Origin of the sequence: Paenibacillus dendritiformis (assembly GCF_015845845.1) — a bacterium.
GTDB classification, from domain to species: Bacteria; Bacillota; Bacilli; order Paenibacillales; family Paenibacillaceae; genus Paenibacillus_B; species Paenibacillus_B dendritiformis_C.
In genome coordinates this window covers 9,181-30,799 of the sequence record NZ_LDIG01000073.1, presented here as the reverse complement: position 1 = coordinate 30,799, position 21,619 = coordinate 9,181, and the positions used below count along the sequence as shown (strand labels likewise).

The following is a 21,619-nucleotide window of genomic DNA, read 5'->3' as shown; positions in this document are numbered from 1 at the left end:
AATGGGGTTGGCAAGCAGATTGGACAGATTGGCGGTGGCCGCTTCCCAAAAAAGCAAGGAGCGGGACTATTGGCTGGCCGCCTTATCCGGAGAATACGACAAGAGCGGCTTTCCTTGCGACGATGCGCGCGGAACCGGAATGCAGGCGGAAGAAGCTCCGTTGTGCCTGCCGCCGGAGCTGACGGCCCGCTTGCTGCAAGTAAGCAACGGATCGGATTCGAAGCTGCATGTGGTGTTATGCGCCGCGCTCGCGGCCTTGCTGGCCAAGCTGGCGAACCGGAGCGATGTCATCATCGGGACTCCGATTTACAGGCAGCGGGAGGAAGCCGAATTCATCAATGCCGTGCTTCCGCTGCGGGCCAAGCTGGATGGCTCCCTCTCATTCAGGCAATGTCTGCTTCAAATGCAGGAGACGATAGTGGGAGCCGTCGAGCACCAGAGCTATCCGATGGAGCTCGCAGCCCGGCAACTGGGCCTTCCGGCTGACGATCCGCTCGCCCATCCGCTGTTCGAGACGGCATTGCTCCTGAACAATATTCACGATGAGCGGTATTTCCGGGACGTGAAATGGAAGACATTGTTCCGCTTCCGCAGGACGGAGGACGGGATTGAAGGGGCAATCCAATATAATGCGCGGCTATACCGCAGCGGCACCATGGCAAGCCTCGCTTCCCGATACATGCTCCTGCTGCGGGAGGCGCTGGCGAATCCCGATCAGCCGCTGCGGAGCATCCCTATCCTCCTGCCGGGGGAGAAGGAGCGGCTTCTCGGCCCATTGGCCGGAGGCTCGTCCGAGTATCCGCGGGAACAGGCCGTGCACCGCTTGTTCGAGGAACAGGCGGCGCGCACGCCGGACGCTCCGGCCGTCGTCAGCCAGGAAGGACGGCTGACGTATGGCGAGCTGAACGCAAAGGCCAACCAATTGGCCCGGAGGCTGCGGGCGGCCGGATTGGAGGCGGGCGAGATCGTCGGCTTGCTGCTCGCCCCCTCCGCCGACATGATGGTCGGCATGCTGGCCGCATTGAAGGCCGGAGGCGCTTTTTTGCCGATAGATCCGGATTATCCCGACGAGCGCATCGCCTTCATGCTGGAGGACAGCGGCGCGCGCGTGGTGCTGACGCAGCGGCCTTTGGCCGGGAGAACGGCCGGCCGCGAAGCGCTGTGCCTCGATGAGGCGGGGCTGTTCGGCGGGGACGCGGAGAACGGGACGGCGGCCGATCCCGAAGCGCTGGCTTATGTTATCTACACGTCGGGCTCTACCGGACTGCCGAAGGGCGTCATGATTGAGCATCGCTCGCTCGTCAATCTGGCGTGCTGGCATAATCGCGCCTTCGGCGTGACGCCATCCGACCGCAGCATCAAGTACGCCGGATTCGGCTTCGACGCTTCGGTATGGGAGGTGTTCCCGTATCTGCTGGCGGGGGCAGCCATTCATATCGTGCCTGCGGACATCCGGCTGGATGCGCGCAAGCTGAACGGCTTTTTTGCGGAGAAGGGCATTACGATCGCCTTCCTGCCGACCATGATGTGCGAGCAGTTCATGGACCTGCCGGATCGGAGAGCGGAGACCCTCCGGATACTGTTAACGGGCGGAGACCGCTTGAAGCGCTACGTGCCGGGGAGCTTCCGGCTCTTCAACAATTACGGGCCGACCGAGAATACGGTGGTGACCACATTCGCCGAAATCGGGACGGATGAAGGCGTCATCCCGATCGGACGGCCGATCGACAATACGCGAGTGTATGTGCTCGATCGCGACCTTCAACTGCTTCCGCCGGGCGTGCCGGGCGAAATATGCGTCGCGGGCGCAGGCTTGGCCCGCGGCTATCTCGGCCGGCCGGAGCTGACGGCGGAGAGGTTCGTGCCCCACCCGCTCGTTCCGGGGGAGCGTCTGTACCGGACGGGCGATCTGGGGCGCTGGCTCCCCGACGGCATGCTGGAGTACTGCGGCCGTCAGGATGATCAGGTGAAGGTGCGGGGGTACCGCATCGAGCCCGGGGAGATCGAAATGCTGCTTCGCGCGCATGAGGAAGTCCGCGAGGCGGCGATCCGGGTCCGGGAGGACGAGAACGGCCAAAACATGCTTTGCGCGTACTATACCGGCCCGGCCGGCTTGTCCGCGGCCGAACTGCGGGACTATCTGGCCCCGCAGCTGCCGGCTTATATGATTCCGTCCTATTTCGTCCGCCTGGAGCGGCTCCCTGCGACGGCGAACGGTAAATTGGACACCAAGGCTTTGCCCAATCCGAAGGAGATCGTTCATACCGGCAAGGAATATGTCGCGCCGCGCGGCGACATCGAGAGCACGCTGGTCCGGATCTGGGCCGAAGTATTGTCCATTCGCGAGGATAAAGTCGGGGTGCAGGATACCTTTTTCGATCTGGGCGGGAACTCGTTCCAGCTCGTGCAGGTAGTCAACAAGCTGACAGAAGCGTTCGGCCGGGAAATTCCCGTGCCCGTGATGTTCCAGTACACGACGATTGCGGCGCTCAGCGGTTATCTGCAGCGGTTGGACAGCGGCGAGGCGCAAAGACCGGAAGATATGGCGGACAACGAGGAACTAGATGCGGGATTCGCAACGATGGAGCAGACGCTGCTCCTATTGGAGGGGGCGCACGATGACTAAGAGCCAACAGACCCAAGCGGCGACCGGACTCGAAATTGCCGTGATCGGCATGGCGGGGCGATTTCCCGGCGCGCGGAATATAGAGGAATATTGGGACAATCTGAAAAACGGGAAAGAGTCGGTCCGCTTCTTTTCCGATGAAGAGCTTGAGGCGGCCGGTGTCGATTCCGAGCTGATCCGCAACCCGCGATATGTGAAAGCGAAGGCGGTAGTGCCTGATGCGGAATGGTTTGATTCCGACTTTTTCGATTACTCGCCGCGCGAGGCGGAGGTCATCGATCCGCAGCTTCGCATCTTTCATGAATGCGCTTGGGAGGCGCTGGAGCATGCTGGCTGCGATCCCGAGCAGACGAACGGCGCCATCGGGCTGTTCGCCGGCGCTTCGGCAAGCATTTACTGGCAGCTGGTGGCCATGCTGTCGCGCAGCGAGAGCACGGCCGAGCAATTCGCGGCGCTGGCTTTATCGGACAAAGATTTTTTGAGCACGCGAATTTCTCACAAGCTGAATTTGAAAGGGCCGAGCGTGAACGTCGATTCCGCCTGCTCCACTTCGCTGCTGGCGATCCATATGGCCTGCCGGGCGCTGCTGACGGGCGAGTGCAGGATGGCATTGGCCGGCGGAGTGACCGTGACGGTTCCCCGCACGGAAGGCTATCTGTATGAAGAAGGGATGGTCAGTTCGCCGGACGGGCATTGCCGGGCGTTTGACGCCAAAGCGAAGGGGACCGTCGGAGGAGAAGGGGCGGGAATCGTCGTGCTCAAGCCGTTGAAGCAGGCCATCGCCGACGGCGACTGCATCTATGCGGTCATCAAGGGCTCGGCGTCCAACAATGACGGCACGCGCAAGGTGGGATTCTCCGCTCCCAGCATCGAGGGCCAGGCGGAGGTCATTCGGGCGGCGCAGCGCATGGGCCGGATCGCGCCGGAGAGCATCAGCTATGTGGAAGCTCACGGCACAGGCACCGCGCTCGGCGATCCGGTCGAGATCGAAGCGTTGAAGCTGGCTTTTCAGACGGAGAAAACAGGGTTTTGCCGTATCGGATCCGTCAAGACGAACATCGGCCATTTGAACAGCGCCGCCGGTGTCGCGGCGTTCATCAAGACCGTGCTGTCCCTGCATCACAAGCAGCTCCCGCCGAGCCTGCATTTCGAGACGCCCAATCCCAAAATCGATTTTGCGAACAGCCCGTTCATCGTCAATACGGAGCTAATCCCGTGGACGAACGAGCGCTATCCGCTGCGGGCCGGCGTCAGCTCATTCGGCATCGGCGGAACCAATATCCATGTCGTGCTTGAGGAAGCCCCGCCGCAGCCGGACGGAGACGAGGGGAGAGCGGCGCAGCTCGTGCTGTTGTCCGCCAAGACGGAATCCGGACTGGAGCAAGCCACGGCCCGTCTGGGCGCTCATTTGCGGGAGCATCCGGGCCTCCCGCTATCCGATGTGGCCTACACGCTGCAGATCGGCCGCCGGGCGTTCCGGCATCGGCGCATGTTCGTCTGCTCCTCCGCGGAGGAAGCGCGGGAATTGCTGGAGACCTTGCCCCCGGATCGGGTTCACAGCCGGAGCTGCGACAACGACCAGGCCCGGCTGGTGTTCATGTTCCCCGGTCAAGGCGCGCAGTACGTCAACATGGGACTTGATCTCTATAAGCGGGAGCCGGACTTCCGCGAGGCGGTGGACCGGTGCTGCGACATCGTCCGTCCGCTGCTGGACGCGGATCTGAAGGAATTGCTGTATCCGGCCGGGAATGATGCGGCCGCCGAGTGCGCCGAGCGCATGAAGCAGACCGACGTGACCCAGCCGCTCATGTTTATTTTCTCCTATGCGTTGGCGCAGCTCCTGATGAAATGGGGCTTGAAGCCGAGCGCCTTGATCGGCCATAGCGCCGGCGAATACGTGGCCGCGTGCCTGGCGGGAGTGATGACGCTGGAAGAAGCGCTGGAGCTGGTCGCGCTGCGGGGGAGACTGATGCACGGCATGCCGCCGGGAGCGATGCTCAGCGTGCCGCTGCCGGAGCAGGAGCTGAAGCCGCTTCTCGCTGACGGCGTCTCGATCGCGGCGGTGAACGGAGCGGCGCTGTGCGTCGCATCGGGGCCGCATGACGAGATTGACCGGCTGGAACGGCAGCTTGCCGAAGCGGGGCATGCCTGCTCGAGGCTCCATACCTCCCATGCCTTTCATTCGGCGATGATGGAGCCGATCATGGAGCCGTTCCGCCGGAAGGTCAGCGAAATGACGCTCCGTGCGCCGGCCATTCCTTATATTTCAAATGTAAGCGGAACCTGGATCACGGCGGAGGAAGCCGTCGAGCCGGAGTATTGGGTCCGGCATTTGCGCGGCACCGTCCGTTTTGCGGACGGTCTCCGCGAGCTGCTGCGGGACGGCAAAGCCGTGTTCGTGGAAGCGGGTCCGGGCAACGCGCTCAGCGCATTCGTGCGCCGGCATCCCGACAAGACGGCGCGCCACGCGGCCGTCAATCTCGTCCGGCATCCGAAGGAGCAAGCCCGCGACGACGAATATTTGCTGCAGCAGGTCGGACGGCTGTGGCTGGAAGGAGCCCGGCCGGATTGGAGAGCGTTCCATGCGGGCGAGCGGCGCAAGCGGACGGCTCTGCCGACCTATCCGTTTGAACGCCGCCGTTATTGGGTCGATCCGCCGTTCGAGATCGATGTTCTGAAGCAGGGGCTCGCGCGCAAGCGGAACCCGGATTCGCGCCCGCAAGACAGCGCCGGGTTCGCCAAACGGAACACGGTCCGCGAGTGGCTGTACGCTCCGGTGTGGGAACGATCGTTTTTGCAGGAAGAGACGGGCTCCGAGCGTTCAGGAAGCCTCTGGGTCGTCTTCTCGCCGGAGGTCGGGATCATCCCGCGGTTGGTTGACCGCATGCGGGAAGCTGGCCGCACTGTCGTCGCCGTGCATCCTTCGGATTCATTCTCGCCATTGAATGACTGGACATACCGGATTAATCCCGGGGAACCGGAGCATTATGAGCGTCTGCTGCGGACGCTGACGGAAGCCGGAAGAGCGCCTGACCGAATCATTCACGCGTGGCTCGCGGCGGAGGCCGGGGAAGCGGATGCGCCGATTCCTTCCGATGAAGACCGGGCGTTGGATAGAGGTTATTACAGTCTCCTCGCGCTCGCGCGGGCCATCGGATCTTGCGGAATTCAAGAGGAGCTGCACCTTGCGATCGTGACCTCCCATATGCAGGAAGTGACAGGCGACGAGCGGCTGCAGCCGGAACAAGCGGCGGCGATTGGCGCTTGTCTGGTCATTCCGCAAGAGTACGGCCATGTGCGCTGCCGCAGCATCGATATCGCGGATTCGCTCCGGCAGAGCGAGCCGGAACGGCAGCAAGCCCTGGTCGAGCGCTTGCACGCGGAGATAGCCGCCCCTTCCGACGACCTGTTCGTCGCTTACCGCGGGGCGCACCGCTGGGTGCAAAAATACGCTCGGCTGCCGGCGCCCGCAGCCGGTACCGGCCTGCGGAAGCACGGGGTGTACTTGATCACGGGAGGGCTTGGCGGCATCGGCTTGACGCTGGCGGAACATTTGGCCAAGACGGTGCAGGCGAAGCTGATTCTGGTGGGCCGTTCGGGACTGGACGGCGAAGGAGCGGCCAAGCGCGGCGCACTGGATGAACTCGAGCGGTACGGCTCCGAGGTGCTTGTCTGCAAGGCGGATGTGTGCGACGAGGCGCGGATGAAGCAGGTAGCCGCCGAGGCCGTGGCCCGCTTCGGCGCGATTCATGGCGTCATCCACGCGGCGGGGATATCCGACGGAGCGCTCATTCAGCGGCGCACGCGGGAGACGGATGAACGCGCCCTGGCGGCCAAGGTGAACGGCACGCGGGTGCTCGACCGGGTGCTGGCCGGCATGCGGCTTGATTTCCTGGTGTTGTGCTCTTCTCTGACCACCGCGCTGGGCGGCGTCGGCCAAGCCGGCTATTGCGCGGCCAATGCGTATCTCGAAGCTTACGCTTGCCGCAAGCGGGCGGAGGGCGGCACGCCTGTCGTCGCCATTGCGTGGGACGGCTGGCAGACCGTCGGCATGGCCGCGGCAGCCGAGCAAGAGATCGCGGCGATTGCGGCGCAGGCGGGCGTCCGGGCTCAGGGTCCGGACAAGCTGACGCGGCTGCTGCCGGAAGAAGGAGTGGCGGTCTTCCGGCAAGCGCTGGCATGCCGCCGGCCGCAAGTGCTGGTCTCGACGACGGATTTGCCGCTGCGGGTACATACCGCGCGCGCATCGACGCTGCACTCGCTGATGGACAAGGAACGGGACGGAACCGGCCCGCAAGCGGCCCGTCCCGATGTCGGCACGGCATATGCTCCGCCGGAGGACGAGCTGGAACAGACGATGGCGGACCTGTGGCGGGATTATCTTGGCCTCGATCAGGTCGGCCTGCACGACAACTTTTTTGAGCTTGGCGCTACTTCCCTCGATATCATTCAAATGAATGCGAAGCTGCAGCGCGCGCTGGGGCGGGAAGTGGCGGTCGTTGACATGTTCAGCCATCCGACCATACATTCGCTGGCCGAATCGCTTCGGCGGGCGGCGGACAAGGAGACGGTGCCGCCGGAAGAGACGGCGGATCGTTCCGAACGGATACATGACGGCAAAAATCGGTTGAAGCAGCGGCTTCAAAAGCGGGAGAGAACGTGAAGGGGGCGGTAAGATGAGTGCTGCGAACGGAATGTACGAAGGAACCGGCCAGGAAATCGCCGTGATCGGCATGGCAGGACGATTCCCCGGAGCCAAGAACCTGGCCGAATTTTGGGCCAACTTGCGCGACGGCGTGGAATCGGTCACTTTCTTTACGGATGAAGAGTTAAGGGAGGCGGGGATCGGGCCCGAGCTGCTCGAGCATCCTCAATACGTAAAGGCAAAGGCGATGCTGGAGGATGTGGAATCCTTCGATGCGCCGTTTTTTAACTATTCGCCGCGGGAGGCGGAGCTGGTCGACCCTCAGTTCCGGCTCTTCCATGAATGCTCGTGGGAGGCGCTGGAGGACGCGGGGTACACTCCCGACACTGACGGAAAATTAATCGGCGTGTATGCGGGGGCTTCGCCCAACACCTATTGGGTCGCCAACCAGATTATGAGCGCCGCCCATGCCAGCGATCATTTTCAAATCTTGCAATTGAACAATCCGTCGTTCACGACGCGGATTTCCTATAAGTTGAATTTGAAAGGCCCCAGCGTGAGCGTGCAAACGGCCTGCTCCACCTCGCTCGTGTCCATTCACCTCGCCTGTCAGGGCTTGCTGGGGGGAGAATGCGATCTTGCTCTGGCCGGAGGCGTCTCGATCAATTTGCCGCGCATCACCGGATATCTGTATCAGGAAGGCATGATCCAGTCGCCGGACGGCCATTGCCGGCCCTTTGACGAAGGAGCCAACGGCACCCTGTTCGGAGACGGCATCGGGATCGTCGTGCTGAAGCGGCTGGCTGACGCCCTCGCGGACGGCGACACGATTCATGCCATTATCAAAGGGTCGGCGATCAACAATGACGGCAGCCGGAAGGTCGGCTATACGGCGCCAAGCACGAACGGCCAAGTCGAGGTCATTCGGGCCGCCCATCACATGGCCGAGGTGGATCCGGAAAGCATCGGCTATATCGAAGCGCACGGCACGGGGACGGCGCTCGGCGATCCGATCGAGGTGGAGGCGCTGCAGCTTGCCTTTGCCACGGAGAGAACCGGTTTTTGCAAAATCGGATCGCTCAAATCCAATATCGGCCATCTCGACGCCGCCGCCGGAGTCGCCGGCTTCATCAAAGCCGTGCTGGCGCTCAAGCATAAGCAGATCCCGCCGAGCCTTCACGTTCAGCGTCCGAACCCGAAAATCGATTTTGCCCGTTCCCCCTTCGCCGTCAACACGGAGCTGACCCGCTGGGACAGAGCGGGCGGCCCGCGGCGGGCCGGAGTGAGCTCCTTCGGCATCGGGGGCACGAACGCGCACGTCGTTCTGGAGGAAGCGCCGCCAACGCCTGCGGGTTCATCGGGACGGGACATGAAGCTGCTCGTGCTCTCCGCCGAGACGGAGGACGGATTGGAGCGCGCGGCCCGCAACCTGGGGGACTTCCTGCGCACCCGTCCCGAGACCGGGTTGGCGGATGCGGCATACACGCTGCAGACCGGGCGCAAGCGGTTCCGATTCCGCCGCGCGCTGGTCTGCTCCGACGTCCGGGAAGCGATCTCCTCTCTGGACGATCCCGCCAACGGCAAGGTGCACACGGGCGAATCGGAGATCGATCGGGCCAAGGTCATCTTTCTCTTCCCCGGCCAAGGCTCGCAGTATGTGAACATGGGGCTGGATTTGTATCGGAAGGAGCCGTTGTTCCGCTCGGAAATGGACCGCTGCTGCGAGATCATCGCCGCGGCGGGCGGTCCCGACCTAAGAGAGCTGCTGTATCCGGAGGAAGACCGTGCGGCAAGCCCGTCCGCGGCGGAGCGCATCAACCGGACGGAAGCGGCGCAGCCGGCCTTGTTCGCCTTCGAATATGCGCTGGCCAAGCTGCTGATGTCGTGGGGTATCCAGCCGCACGCAATGATTGGCCACAGCATCGGCGAATATACGGCGGCATGCCTGTCCGGGGTGCTCTCGCTTCAGGACGCGCTGGAGCTGGTCACGCTGTGCGGCAAGCTGATGCAGAGCCTGCCGCCCGGAGAGATGCTGAGCGTCTCGCTGTCCGGGGAGAGCTTGAGCGCGCTGCTTCCGCCGGAATTGGCGCTGGCGGCCGTCAACGGGCCGGAGCAGTGCGTCGTGTCGGGTCCGCCCGCGGCGATCGCTTCGTTCGCGGCGGCGCTGGCCGAACGGCAAGTGGCGCACCGGAAGCTTCATACTTCGCATGCGTTCCATTCGGCGATGATGGAGCCGATATTGGCGCCGTATGCGGACAAGGTGAAGCGGATCGCGCTGTCCGCGCCGACCATCCCGTACATGTCCAATGTGACGGGAACCTGGATGACGGCGGAGGACGCCGCCGATCCGGCATACTGGACGCGGCACGCGCGGGGGGCGGTGCGGTTCGCCGACGGCGCGGCCAAGCTGCTCCAGGAGAAGCCGGCCGTATTTATCGAAGTCGGCCCCGGCAATGCGCTCAGCGGCTTCATCCGCAAGATGCAGGCGCAGGCCGAAGCGGGCGGCGGGCACGGGGCGTATCATCTCGTCCGCCATCCCCAGGAGCAAGCCGCGGATGATGCCTATCTGCTGGAGAAAATAGGAAAACTTTGGATTGTGGGCGTGCGGATCGATTGGAAGGGGTACTATGGGTCGGAACGCCGCCGCCGGATTCCTTTGCCGACCTATCCGTTCGAGCGCCGGCGCTATTCCGTGGACGGGATTCGCCTGGGGGCTGCGGGCGGCTTGCGTCGGGCAGCCGCCGTGCGGGAAGGAGCGCTGCCGGAAGCGGGGAGCGGGCGCGAAGCCGCCGCGCGGGGCGGCGTAGCGGTCCGCCCGGTCTCGGCATCGTCCATCGAGCGCCTGATTGCGGATACGGTGCAGCGCCATTTCGGCTTTGCGGACCTCGGCATGAACGATAACTTTTTTGATATCGGAGCGAGCTCGCTCGATATTTCCCAGTTGGCCGACAAGCTGGCAGGGGAGTTCGGAAGGGACATTCCCGTGGTCGCGCTCTATTCGTACCCGACCGTCCGCACGCTGGCGGCGTTCCTGCGGGAAGACGGGCTTCAAGCGCCGGCGGAGGAGGCGCAGAATGAAGAGCGCCGCCGCGCCATGGAAGAGGGACGGACGCGGACGGAGCGGATGAGGTCAACGTCGCTTCAGGAACGAATGCCTGCGGAGCGTGGCGAACGCCGGGAAAGCGGATCCTCCGCCTCCGGGGAGAACGGGCTCGACATTGCCGTCATCGGCATGGCCGCCCGCTTCCCGGGCGCGGATAATCTCGACCAGTTCTGGCGCAATCTGCGCGACGGGGTCGAGTCGATTACGTTCTTCACCGACGAGGAACTGCTGCAGGAGGGCGTCGATCCGGCGCTTGTCTCTCATCCGTCCTATGTGAAAGCCAAGGGCATCCTGAATGGAATCGACCAGTTCGATGCCGCCTTTTTCGGTTATTCGCCGCGGGAAGCCCAGCTTATGGACCCGCAGCTCCGGCTGTTCCATGAATGCGCGTGGGAAGCGCTGGAATCGGCCGGGTACAACCCGGACGCCTATCCCGGACTTATCGGCGTTTATGCGGGCGCGACCCCGAATTTGGAATGGGTCTCCCGCTTTGCCGGAGGCCTGGACGGAACGGAGCGGTTCAGCGCCATGCTGCTGAACGATCGGGAATTTTTCAGCACGCAGTTATCCTATAAGCTCAATCTGCGCGGACCGAGCATTTCCATGCAGACCGCCTGCTCGACTTCGCTGGTCAACATCGCGCTCGCCGCCCAGGGACTATTGGCGGGGGCATGCGATATCGCCTTGGCAGGCGGGGCCACCGTCAGCGTGCCCCACAAGCAAGGCTATCTCTACGAAGACGGCATGATTCTGTCGCCGGACGGGCACTGCCGCGCCTTCGACGAGCAGGCGGCGGGAACCGTCTTCGGAGACGGCGTCGGCGTCGTCATCCTGAAAAGGCTGCGCGACGCCATCGCGGACGGGGACATCATCCACGCCGTCATCAAAGGCTTTGGCCTGAACAATGACGGCATGCGCAAGGTCGGCTTCACCGCCCCGAGCACGAAGGGACAGGCCGAGGTGATCCGCGCGGCCCATCTGATGGCCGGCGTGGAGCCGGAGAGCATCACTTACGTCGAGGCGCACGGAACGGGCACCAATATGGGGGACCCGATCGAGATCGAGGCGTTGAAGGAGGCGTTCCGCACCGGGGAGACGGGCTTTTGCCGCATCGGGTCGGTCAAGACCAACGTCGGGCATCTCAACAGCGCGGCCGGCGCGGCCGGCTTCATCAAGACGGTGCTGGCGATGAAGGCGAGGCAAATTCCGCCGAGCCTGCATTTTGAGCGGGAAAATCCAAAGATTGATTTCGCCAACAGCCCGTTTGTCGTCAACACCGACCTGACGCCTTGGGAGAGCGGCCGCTATCCGCTGCGCTCCGGGGTCAGCTCGTTCGGCATCGGGGGCACCAACGCGCATGTCGTCCTGGAGGAGGCCCCTGTTCTGGAGCCATCGGGCGAAGGCCGAACCGATAAATTGCTGCTCTTGTCGGCGAGAACGGCAACGGCTCTGACCGAGGCGAAAGCGCGCTTGGCCAAGTTCCTGACGGAACGGCCGGACATCAATCTGTCGGATGCGGCGTACACGCTGCAAGCAGGCCGCAAGGCCTTCGAATGGAGAGCCGCGTTCGTCTGCAGGACGGCGGAGGAAGCGGCCGCCATTCTGGCATCGCCCGAGCCTGACCGGATCGCTGCGGCCGAGACGGGAACGCAAGCCCGTTCCGTCGTGCTCCTGTTCCCGGGGCAAGGCTCCCAATATGTCAACATGGGCCGCGGACTGTACCGCGATGAGCCTGACTTCCGGGAGGAGGTGGACCGGTGTCTCGCACTCATTCAACCGCATATGGCGCTTGACTTGAAGGCCGTGCTGTATTCGGACGAGGCCGGCCGCGGAGCCCGTGAGGACGAGCTTATGCTGCGGACGGATATCGCGCAGCCCCTGCTGTTCATCGTCGAATATGCGCTGGCCAAGCTGCTCATGCGGTGGGGCGTTCGTCCGGAGGCGATGATGGGACACAGCATCGGCGAGTATGTCGCCGCGTGCCTGGCGGGGGTATTTACGCTGGACGAAGCGCTGCAGCTCGTCGCGCTTCGCGGACGGCTCATGCAGGGCATGCCTGCCGGAGCGATGCTCAGCGTAGCGCTGCCCGAGCCTGAATTGCGCGGCATGCTGCCGGATCGGCTTGCGCTGGCTGCCGTCAACAGCACGTCCTTATGCGTCGTCGCAGGGGAGTCGGCCGACATTGACGAATTTGCCCGGCGGCTTGAAGCCGCGGGCTGCGCGTGCCGTCGTCTGCATACCTCCCATGCGTTCCATTCGCACATGATGGATCCGATCTTGCCGGAATTTGCGGAGCGGGTGCGCTCGATCCGGCTGAAAGAGCCAGCGATGCCTTTTATATCCAATGTGTCCGGCACGTGGATTACGCCGGAAGAAGCCACGGATCCCGAATATTGGGTCGGGCATTTGCGGTCGGCCGTGCGCTTCGCGGACGGGCTGGACGAACTGTTGAGCAACCCGCGGGCCGTGTTCATCGAGGCGGGCCCGGGCAATGCGCTCAGCACGTTCGTGCGCAAGCATCTCGCGGCTTCGCGGGATCGGGTCGCCGTCAATCTGATGAGGCACCCCCAGGAAGCCGATTCGGATTCCGCTTACTTGCTTCACAAAATCGGGCGCCTCTGGCTGGCCGGCATCGATATCGATTGGGGGGGCTTCTATGCGCATGAGCGCCGGAGACGCGTGGAACTGCCAACCTATCCGATGGAGCGGCAGCGCTATTGGCTGGATGAGGCGCAGCAGCCGCTGTCGCCGGAACGTCCAGCCGGGCCGCGGGGCCGGGGCAAAAACCCGAACATGGCCGACTGGTTCTACTACCCTTCGTGGGAACGGACGGTTCTGCAGGAGGTCCCGGGCAAGCCGGACGAGGACGGGCGGCATGACTGGCTTATCTTCGCGGACGGCTGCGGCCTCGCGGACGAACTGGCCGCCCTCGCGCGCCAGGAGGGGCATCGGGCCGTCATGGTGGAGGCCGGTACCGCGTTCGCCAAGCGCGATCCCGATACGTTCACGCTGGCCCCTGCTGTGGCCGAGCAGTACGCGCTGCTGTTGGAGGAGCTGCGCGCCCGGGAGTTCACGCCGGACCGGGTCGTCCATTTATGGAATGTCTCTCCCGCCGACGAGGAATTGCCGGATGGGGATTGTTCCGGCGCGGAGGCGGGGGCGCAGGCGGAGTCCGAACGGCGCCAGCAAGAACTCGGGTATTACAGCTTGATCTTCCTCGCTCAAGCGCTTCGCAGACAGAAGGAGACCGCGGACGTCCGCATTGCCGTCGCGTCGACCGATATGCAGGAGGTAACGGGTCTGGAACGGCTGTCTCCGGGCAAAATGACGCTGCTGGGGCCAAGCCTCGTCATTCAGCAGGAATACAGCGGAATGACCTGCGTAAGCATCGATATCGACGCGCCGGAAAGGAACGGACATCATCGGCGAACCGCCGAACGCATCGCAGCGGAGCTGTCGGTACCGGCATCGGATCGCCTGATCGCTTATCGCGGCCCATACCGCTGGGTGCAGCAGTACAAGCCGCTTGCCCTGCGCCAGGCGGATCCTCCGGCGCCGCCATTCCGGGAACGCGGGGTCTACCTGATCACCGGCGGGCTCGGTGGAATCGGCATGCTGACGGCGGAGTATTTGGCCCGGCATTACCGGGCGCGGCTCATTCTTACCGGGCGTTCTTCCTTCCCCGCGCGGGAGGAATACGGCCATTGGCTGGCCGAACACGGCGAAGCGCATCCGATCTCCCGCAAAATCAAGCGGGTGCAGCAGTTGGAGGCATTGGGGGCCGAGGTGACTTACATCCAGGCCGATCTGTCCGACGAAGCGCAGATGAGCCGCGTATTCGAATCTATTGACGCCGCGTACGGCGGCGTGAACGGGGTCGTGCAGGCAGCCGGGCTTCCCGGCGCGGAATCGTTCCGCGCGATCGAGAATATCGGCGGGGGCCAGACCGACGAACAGTTCCGCGCCAAAGTCCAAGGGCTGCAGACGCTGTCGAAGCTGCTTGCCGGGAGAGAAGCGGATGTGTGCATTCTGTTCTCCTCGATCGCCAGCGTGCTGGGCGGACTGGGCTTCAGCGCCTATTCGGCCGCGAACCTGTACATGGATGCCTTCGCCCGCAGACAGAACCGGGCAGGGGGGACGAAGTGGCTGTGCGTCAATTGGGACGCATGGGAGTTCTGGGAGGAGCACAGCTCGACCATTGGGGAATCGCTCGTCGAGCTGGCGATATTGCCTGCCGAAGCGCCGGATCTGTTCCGGTACGTCTACAACCGTTGCGGCAGCAACCAGATCATCGTGTCCACCGGAGATCTGAATATGCGCATCGATCAATGGATTCGGCACGCAGGCAAGAAGAAGGAAGAACCGGCGGGAAGCGGGATCACATTCGGCAGGCCGAATCTGACCAACCCGTATGTCGCGCCGCGCAACCGGATCGAGAAGACGATCGCCGACGTGTGGAAGCAATTTTTCCGTATGGATGAAGTGGGCATACATGATAATTTCTTTGACCTTGGGGCGAGTTCCCTTGACATGATCCAATTGACCGGCAAATTAAACGAAGCGTTGGGCGAAAGCATCGCCGTCGTCGATTTGTTCACCTATCCCAGCATCCATGCGCTCGCTCAGCGCTTAACCCGGAACGGACAGGACGAGGCGGAGGAAGCGGAGATGGAGCAGCAGTTGATCGGTTCGGTGGCCAAAGGAAAGAAACGGCAGCAGCAGCAAAAAGAAAAAAGACGCAAAGGAGAGGTCTTGCAATGAGCGTATCGAGCGGAAGAGAGTACACCGGATCCGAAATCGCCGTCATCGGCATGTCGGGAAGGTTCCCGGGCGCCAAAAACTTGCGGGAATATTGGGACAACCTCTGCAACGCCAAAGAGAGCATTTCCTTTTTCAGCGAAGAGGAACTGCTGGAGGCCGGGATCGATCCGGATACGCTGCGCCATCCGAATTTTGTGAAGGCCAAAGGGATGCTGGATGACATCGAATACTTCGATCCCGAGTTTTTTGATTATACCCCGCGCGAAGCGGAGGTGATGGATCCGCAATTCCGCCTTCTGCACGAATGCTCTTGGGAGGCCCTCGAGCAAGCGGGCTACGATCCGAAGACGTATCGAGGGGCCATCGGGCTCTATACCGGGGCAGCCTTCAATTCCCACTGGTTCATGCGGGCGTTCAAAGGGCTGGGGACGGCGGAGGAATCCGCGACGCTGGAGACGGCGATGCTGAACCTTCGCGATTATATGGCGACGCTCGTCTCGTACAAGCTGAATTTGAAGGGGCCGAGCTTCACGGTGCAGACGGCCTGCTCCACATCGCTCGTGGCCGTGCATCTCGCCTGCCAGGGCTTGCTCAGCGGCGAGTGCAGCATGGCGCTTGCCGGCGGGGTGTCGATTCAACTGCCGAAGAAAAACGGCTATTTCTATCAAGAAGGCATGATCAATTCGCCTGACGGGCACTGCCGCGCTTTTGACGAACAGGCGGCCGGCACCGTCTTCGGGGACGGCGCGGGCATCGTCCTCCTCAAGCCGCTGGAGGATGCGCTCGCGGACGGCGACCACATCTTCGCCGTCATTAAAGGCTCGGCCATCAATAATGACGGGAACCGGAAAGTGGGATATACCGCGCCCAGCACGCAGGGACAAGTGTCCGTCATCCGAGCCGCCCAACACGTGGCGGAAGTGGAGCCGGAAAGCATCAGCTACATTGAGGCGCACGGCACGGGGACGACGCTGGGCGATCCGATCGAGATCGAAGCGTTGAAAACCGCATTTCAAACGGAAAAGAAAGGGTATTGCGGCATCGGCTCAGCCAAATCCAACATCGGACATTTGAACAACGCCGCGGGGGTGGCCGGTTTCATCAAGACCGTGCTCGCGCTGGCGAACAAACAACTGCCGCCGACGCTTCATTATGAACGTCCGAACCCGAAGATCGACTTCGAGAACAGCCCGTTCTATGTCAATGATCGCTTGAGAGCGTGGACGAGCGGCGGCGGGCCGCTGCGTGCCGGAGTCAGCTCGTTCGGCATCGGCGGAACGAACGCGCATGTCGTGCTGGAGGAGGCGCCGCCCGCGGCCGCGTCCTCCCCGGGCAGAACGGCGCAGCTCATCGCCTTGTCCGCCAAGACGGAGGCCTCGCTTGAACGGCTGGCCAAGCGGATGGCCCGGCATGTGCAAGAGCATCCGGACGTATGCTTGGCCGATATGGCGTATACGCTGCACGTGGGGCGGGCGGCGTTCCCGCATCGGCGCACGCTCGTCTGCTCCAGCGCGGAAGAAGCGGCCGCCCGGCTGGCTCAGCCGGACTCCGCCGATGTCCAGAGCGGGATGGCCGGGGCGGATGACAAGCCCGTCGTATTCATGTTCTCCGGCCAAGGCTCGCAGTACGCCGGCATGGGCAGAGAACTGTACGAGCGGGAACCGGTGTTCCGCGCCGAGGCGGACCGCTGCTTCGAGCTGATGCCGGGCGAAGTCGGGAAGCAGGCGAAGCGGGTTCTGTATCCGTCCGGCGGAGAGGCTGACGCAGATGCTTCCGATCTGATCAATCGTACGGACATTGCGCAGCCCGTCATCTTCACGGTCGAGTACGCGCTTGCCAAGCTGTTGATGGACTGGGGCGTGCGTCCGCAGGCGATGATCGGGCACAGCATTGGCGAATATGCCGCCGCATGCATCGCCGGCGTCTTCCCGCTCGAGGACGCCATCCGGCTCGTCGCGCTGCGCGGGCAATTGATGCAGAGTCTGCCCGGCGGCGTCATGCTGAGCGTGCCTCTGAGCGAGCAAGAGCTGCTGCCGCTGCTGTCCGGCGGATTGTCGCTGGCGGCGGTGAACGCGCCTTCCATGTGCGTCGTGTCGGGAACGCAGGAAGCGGTCGAGGCGCTGGCTGCCCTGTTGGAGGAGAGAGGGCATGCCTGCCGGCGGCTGCATACGTCCCATGCGTTCCATTCCGCCATGATGGACCCTATCCTGGAGCGTTATGAGCAGGAGGTGGGCAGGCTGACGCTGCATCCGCCCCGCATCCCGTTCATTTCGAACGTGACGGGGACATGGATTCGGGACGAGGAAGCGGTAAGCCCGGCATACTGGGCGCGCCATCTGCGCGGTACGGTACGGTTCGCCGACGGACTCGCGACACTGCTCGCCGAGATCGATGCCGCGTTTGCGGAGGTTGGCGGAGGCAACGCGCTGACCGCATTCGCAAAGCGGCAGACGGAGGCAACGGGGGATCGCGTCGTGGTGAACCTGATGCGGCATCCGCAGCAGACCGCGTCGGATGTGGCGCATCTTCTCCTTCAAGCCGGACGGCTGTGGAACGCCGGCGTGAGATTCGATTGGGCCCGCTTCTACAGAGAGGAGCAAAGAAACCGCATTCCGCTGCCCACCTATCCGTTCGACCGCCGGCGATTCTGGATCGAGGAGGAAGGAATCCGCATCGTCCACGCCGGCTCTGCTGCCGAGAGCGCGGGGCAATCCGGCGAAGCGGCGCCGGCGTCCCGGCGGGAGACAACGCCTGGAACAGCCGCGCCCCGGAATCCGCTGGAAGAGACGTTGGCTGGCATCTGGCGGAATCTGTTCGGTATCGGGGAAATCGGGATTCACGATGATTTCTTCGAATTGGGCGGCCATTCCTTGAAGGCGACCAGCCTCATCGCCAAGATCCATAAGGAGCTCGACGCGGAACTGGCCTTATCGGATATTTTCAACATGCCGACGATCAGCGCGCTTGCCCGGCACATCGAACAGATGGAGAAAAATCAATATTTCGCCATCTCGCCGGCGGAACCGAAACCGTATTATCGGGTGTCTTCCGCCCAGAAACGGACGTTCCTCATTCATCAGCAAATCGGCGACGTAACGACCTACAACATGCCGATGGCCTTATTGGTTCACGGCAAAGCCGATGCGGATCGGTTCGAGCAAACGTTCATTAAATTGATTCAGCGTCATGAAAATATGCGGACCTCATTCCATCTGGTGGACGGAGAGCCGATGCAGAAAATCCATGAAACCTTCTCGTTTGCGGTCGAACGCCTCGAAGCGGACGAGCAGGAGATGAACAAAATCGTGCGCAAGTTCATCAAACCGTTCGATCTGGGCCAAGCCCCGCTGATTCGGGCCTCTTTCGTCAAGCTTGGGCCGGAGAAGCATGTGCTGCTCATGGATATGCACAATATCGTGTCGGACGGCGCATCCATGAACGTGTTCATCAAGGAGTTCAGCGATCTGTATGCGGGCAAGGATCTCCCGCCGCTGCGGATTCAGTATAAGGATTATGCGGAATGGCAGCACCGCCTGCTGGAAGGAGACATGATTCGGAAGCAAGAGGAATACTGGATGAACCAGTTCCGGCACAACATCCCGGTGCTGAATATGCCGACTGACTTCGATCGGCCCGAATTCCAATCTTTCATCGGCAGAGCGCACAAGCTCACTCTGCCCAAGGAGACGGCAGATCGGTTGAACGCCGTGGCCAAGTCCCGCAACGTCACGATCAACGTGCTGCTGTTCCACCTGTACACCCTTGTGCTCCACCAGTATACCGGCCAGCGCGACATGACGGTCGGATCGCTGGTCGCAGGCCGGCGGCATGCCGACGTGGAGCCGTTGATCGGCATGTTCACCAACTTTTTGCCGATACGGGTCAGCTTCGAGGAGGACCGCACCATCCTCGATCAACTGCTCGTGCTGAATGACACAATGATGAACGCGTACGAAAATCAAGATTTCCCGTTCGATCGGATGGTGGAGAAATTGTCGGCGAAGCTGCCGCGCGGCCGCAATCCGCTGTTCGATACGATGATGATTTTCCATAACGAATTTGACGGGAACCCGGTGTTGAAGGCCGAAGGACTCGCCTTCGAGAACTATGACATTACGAAGGGGATCTCCAAGCTCGACTTCAAGCTCGATATCGGCTTTGCGGATGACGGCGGGCTGCTCTGCGTCATGCAGTATAACACGGCCCTGTTCGTCGAAGACACGATAGCGGGGCTGATGCGGCACTTTGTCGAGTTGATTGACAGCGTGCTGGCCGATCCGGAGCGGAAGCTGGGGGAGATCCGGCTGCTATCCGAGGCGGAGCAGAGCGAACTGGTCGCCAAAAGACGCCATCCGGAGCCGGAACGCGCCTTCGCCGTGGTCGCCGCCTCCACCTTCACGGCGGACCCGATCCGGCCGTATATCAAATGGTGGGGCGACCAATTCGGATTGCGCCTCGACATTCATTTTGCTCCATACCATCAAGTGTTCCAGGAGCTTTTGAATCCGGACAGCGCGCTCTCCTCCGAGGGCGATGCGGGATTGCTCCTCGTGCGGTTCGAGGATTGGCTGCGGGATGATCGCTCGCCGGAGGACCAGCAAATTAAGAAGCTGGAGCGGGCGTTCGCCGATCTGGCGCAGGCTCTGTCTATGATGAAGGGCGCGAGGCCGCTGTTCGCCGGCGTGTTTCCGGTGTCGGCTTCCCTTGGGGCTTCACCGGTCATGACGAGCTATTTGGAGGAGCTGACGAACCGGTGGAAGCGGGAGCTGGAAGAGAAGGAGCATGTCCATGTGATCGACTTCAGAGGGGTTGGCGGGATGTTCGGCGTGGAACAAATCGATGATGCGGCCGCCGATCAAGCGGGGCACATGCCGTTTACCCCCGAGTATTATGCTGCCATCGGGACGTTCACGGCGCGCCGTCTGTTGGCTTGGCATGGACATCCGTTCAAGGTCATCGCGGTCGACTGCGACCATACGCTATGGAATGGAGTATGCGGCGAAGATGGAGCCGAAGGAGTCGCGGTTACAGAGCCTTGCCGCGATTTGCAGCGGTTTCTGCTCGAAAAGCAGCGCGAAGGCATGCTGCTTGTCCTGGTCAGCAAGAACAACGACAGGGACGTGTGGGATGTATTTGACAACCATCCGGACATGCTGCTGACGAAAGAAGATTTTGCCGGCTGGCGCATCAACTGGAGCCCAAAATCCGAAAATCTGCGCGCGCTGGCGGAGGAGCTCCGGTTGGGACTGGACAGCTTCATTTTCCTCGATGACAGTTCGCTGGAATGCTCGGAGGTTCGCTCGAATTGCCCGGAAGTGCTTGCGCTGCAGCTGCCTGAAGAACGGCAAATCCCGGCATTCCTGCGGCATGTGTGGGCGCTGGATCGCATCCGCGTGACGGAAGACGACAAGCGAAGAACCGAAAGGTACAGAACGGAGCGCAAGCGCGGCGAAGTTCGCGCATCCGCTTCATCGCTGCAGGCATTTCTCAATGATCTGGAGATCGTGATAAGCATCAATGAGGCGAATGCCGGGCAATTGCCGCGCATCGCCCAGCTTATGCAGCGGACCAATCAATTCACGCTGAATGCGGACCGCGGCATGGCAGACGGCTTGCCGTCCATCCTGTCGCAGCCGGATACGGCATGCTGGGCCATCGAAGCCGCGGACCGGTTCGGCAGTTACGGACTGGTCGGGGCGGTCATTACCCGCTGCGAGGACGGCATTATGCACCTGGATTCTTTCCTCTTGAGCTGCCGCATCCTCGGAAGAGGAATCGAAGCGGCCGTAATCAGCGCATTAAAGCCGTATTGTCTTGAACGGCATGCCGATTACATCGAGGCCGCATGCACGCTTACCGGGAAGAACGAACCGATGCTTGCCTTTTTGCACACGGGAGGCTGGAGTATCAGGGAAGAGACGGACCGGACCGTGCGGTTCCGGCATGCGGTAGAGGATATTCCGGACTCTATCGATCATATCAAATATGTCCGCAACGCCCCTCTTCCTGGCTGCGAAGAGCCGCAGCAGGCAGGGAACGGCGCGCCGCGCGAGTCCGCAACCGCCGCTGTGGGCGGGGGAAGGTTCGAGCAGCCGTCGTGGGACATGGTTCTCGATGAGCGCTATCCGCAACTGCATCGGCATCAGTTGCTCCCGCTGCAATATTATAATGCGGCCCGGCTTCTCCAATTGCCGGTGCAGATCATAGAGGAAGGAGCGCCGATGAGATCCGCCTACCGCGCTCCGACCAACGAGGTGGAAGCGGCGATGGTGCAAATCTGGGAACGAGTGCTCGGCATCGGCGGCATCGGCATCGACGACGACTTTTTCCGGCTGGGCGGCACATCCCTTCATGCCGTTCGGGTTGAGGTGGAGATGGAAAAGCAGGGTCTGTTCGCGGATGGGCCGCAATTATTCAAATATCGGACGATCCATCAATTGTGCCCGCTCATTCGCGTTTCCGTCATGGATTGAACCGGAGCTTC

At 62.4% G+C, this 21,619-nt stretch carries 4 protein-coding genes; all 4 read left to right on the top strand.

From position 1 onward, the window contains the following. The first annotated feature begins 1 nt into the window (after position 1). From ABD76_RS04340 to ABD76_RS04325, 4 genes are read left to right on the top strand one after another with little or no spacing between them, the layout of a single operon-like run. The gene (locus ABD76_RS04340; RefSeq protein WP_197254544.1) at positions 2 to 2,626 is read left to right on the top strand and encodes a non-ribosomal peptide synthetase; all 2,625 of its coding nucleotides are present in this window, start codon (positions 2 to 4) and stop codon (positions 2,624 to 2,626) included. Further along, positions 2,619 to 7,289, top strand: a complete 4,671-nt coding sequence (locus ABD76_RS04335; protein WP_197254542.1) for a type I polyketide synthase — start codon at positions 2,619 to 2,621, stop codon at positions 7,287 to 7,289. The genes ABD76_RS04340 and ABD76_RS04335 overlap by 8 nt, the downstream gene beginning before the upstream one ends. Positions 7,290 to 7,302: 13 nt before the next feature. Continuing rightward, positions 7,303 to 15,135 carry a type I polyketide synthase gene (locus tag ABD76_RS04330; protein WP_242069354.1) on the top strand — a complete coding sequence of 2,611 codons (7,833 nt, stop codon included), beginning with the start codon at positions 7,303 to 7,305 and terminating at the stop codon, positions 15,133 to 15,135. Then, the gene (locus ABD76_RS04325) at positions 15,132 to 21,608 is read left to right on the top strand and encodes a type I polyketide synthase (protein WP_197254532.1); all 6,477 of its coding nucleotides are present in this window, start codon (positions 15,132 to 15,134) and stop codon (positions 21,606 to 21,608) included. The genes ABD76_RS04330 and ABD76_RS04325 overlap by 4 nt, the downstream gene beginning before the upstream one ends. Positions 21,609 to 21,619: the final 11 nt, after the last annotated feature.

What these genes read in the sequence shown, in the direction of transcription:
- ABD76_RS04340 (WP_197254544.1), top strand. Translation starts at nt 2, where the DNA reads ATGGGGTTGGCAAGCAGATTGGACAGATTGGCGGTGGCCGCTTCCCAA.
- ABD76_RS04335 (WP_197254542.1), top strand. Translation starts at nt 2,619, where the DNA reads ATGACTAAGAGCCAACAGACCCAAGCGGCGACCGGACTCGAAATTGCC.
- ABD76_RS04330 (WP_242069354.1), top strand. Translation starts at nt 7,303, where the DNA reads ATGAGTGCTGCGAACGGAATGTACGAAGGAACCGGCCAGGAAATCGCC.
- ABD76_RS04325 (WP_197254532.1), top strand. Translation starts at nt 15,132, where the DNA reads ATGAGCGTATCGAGCGGAAGAGAGTACACCGGATCCGAAATCGCCGTC.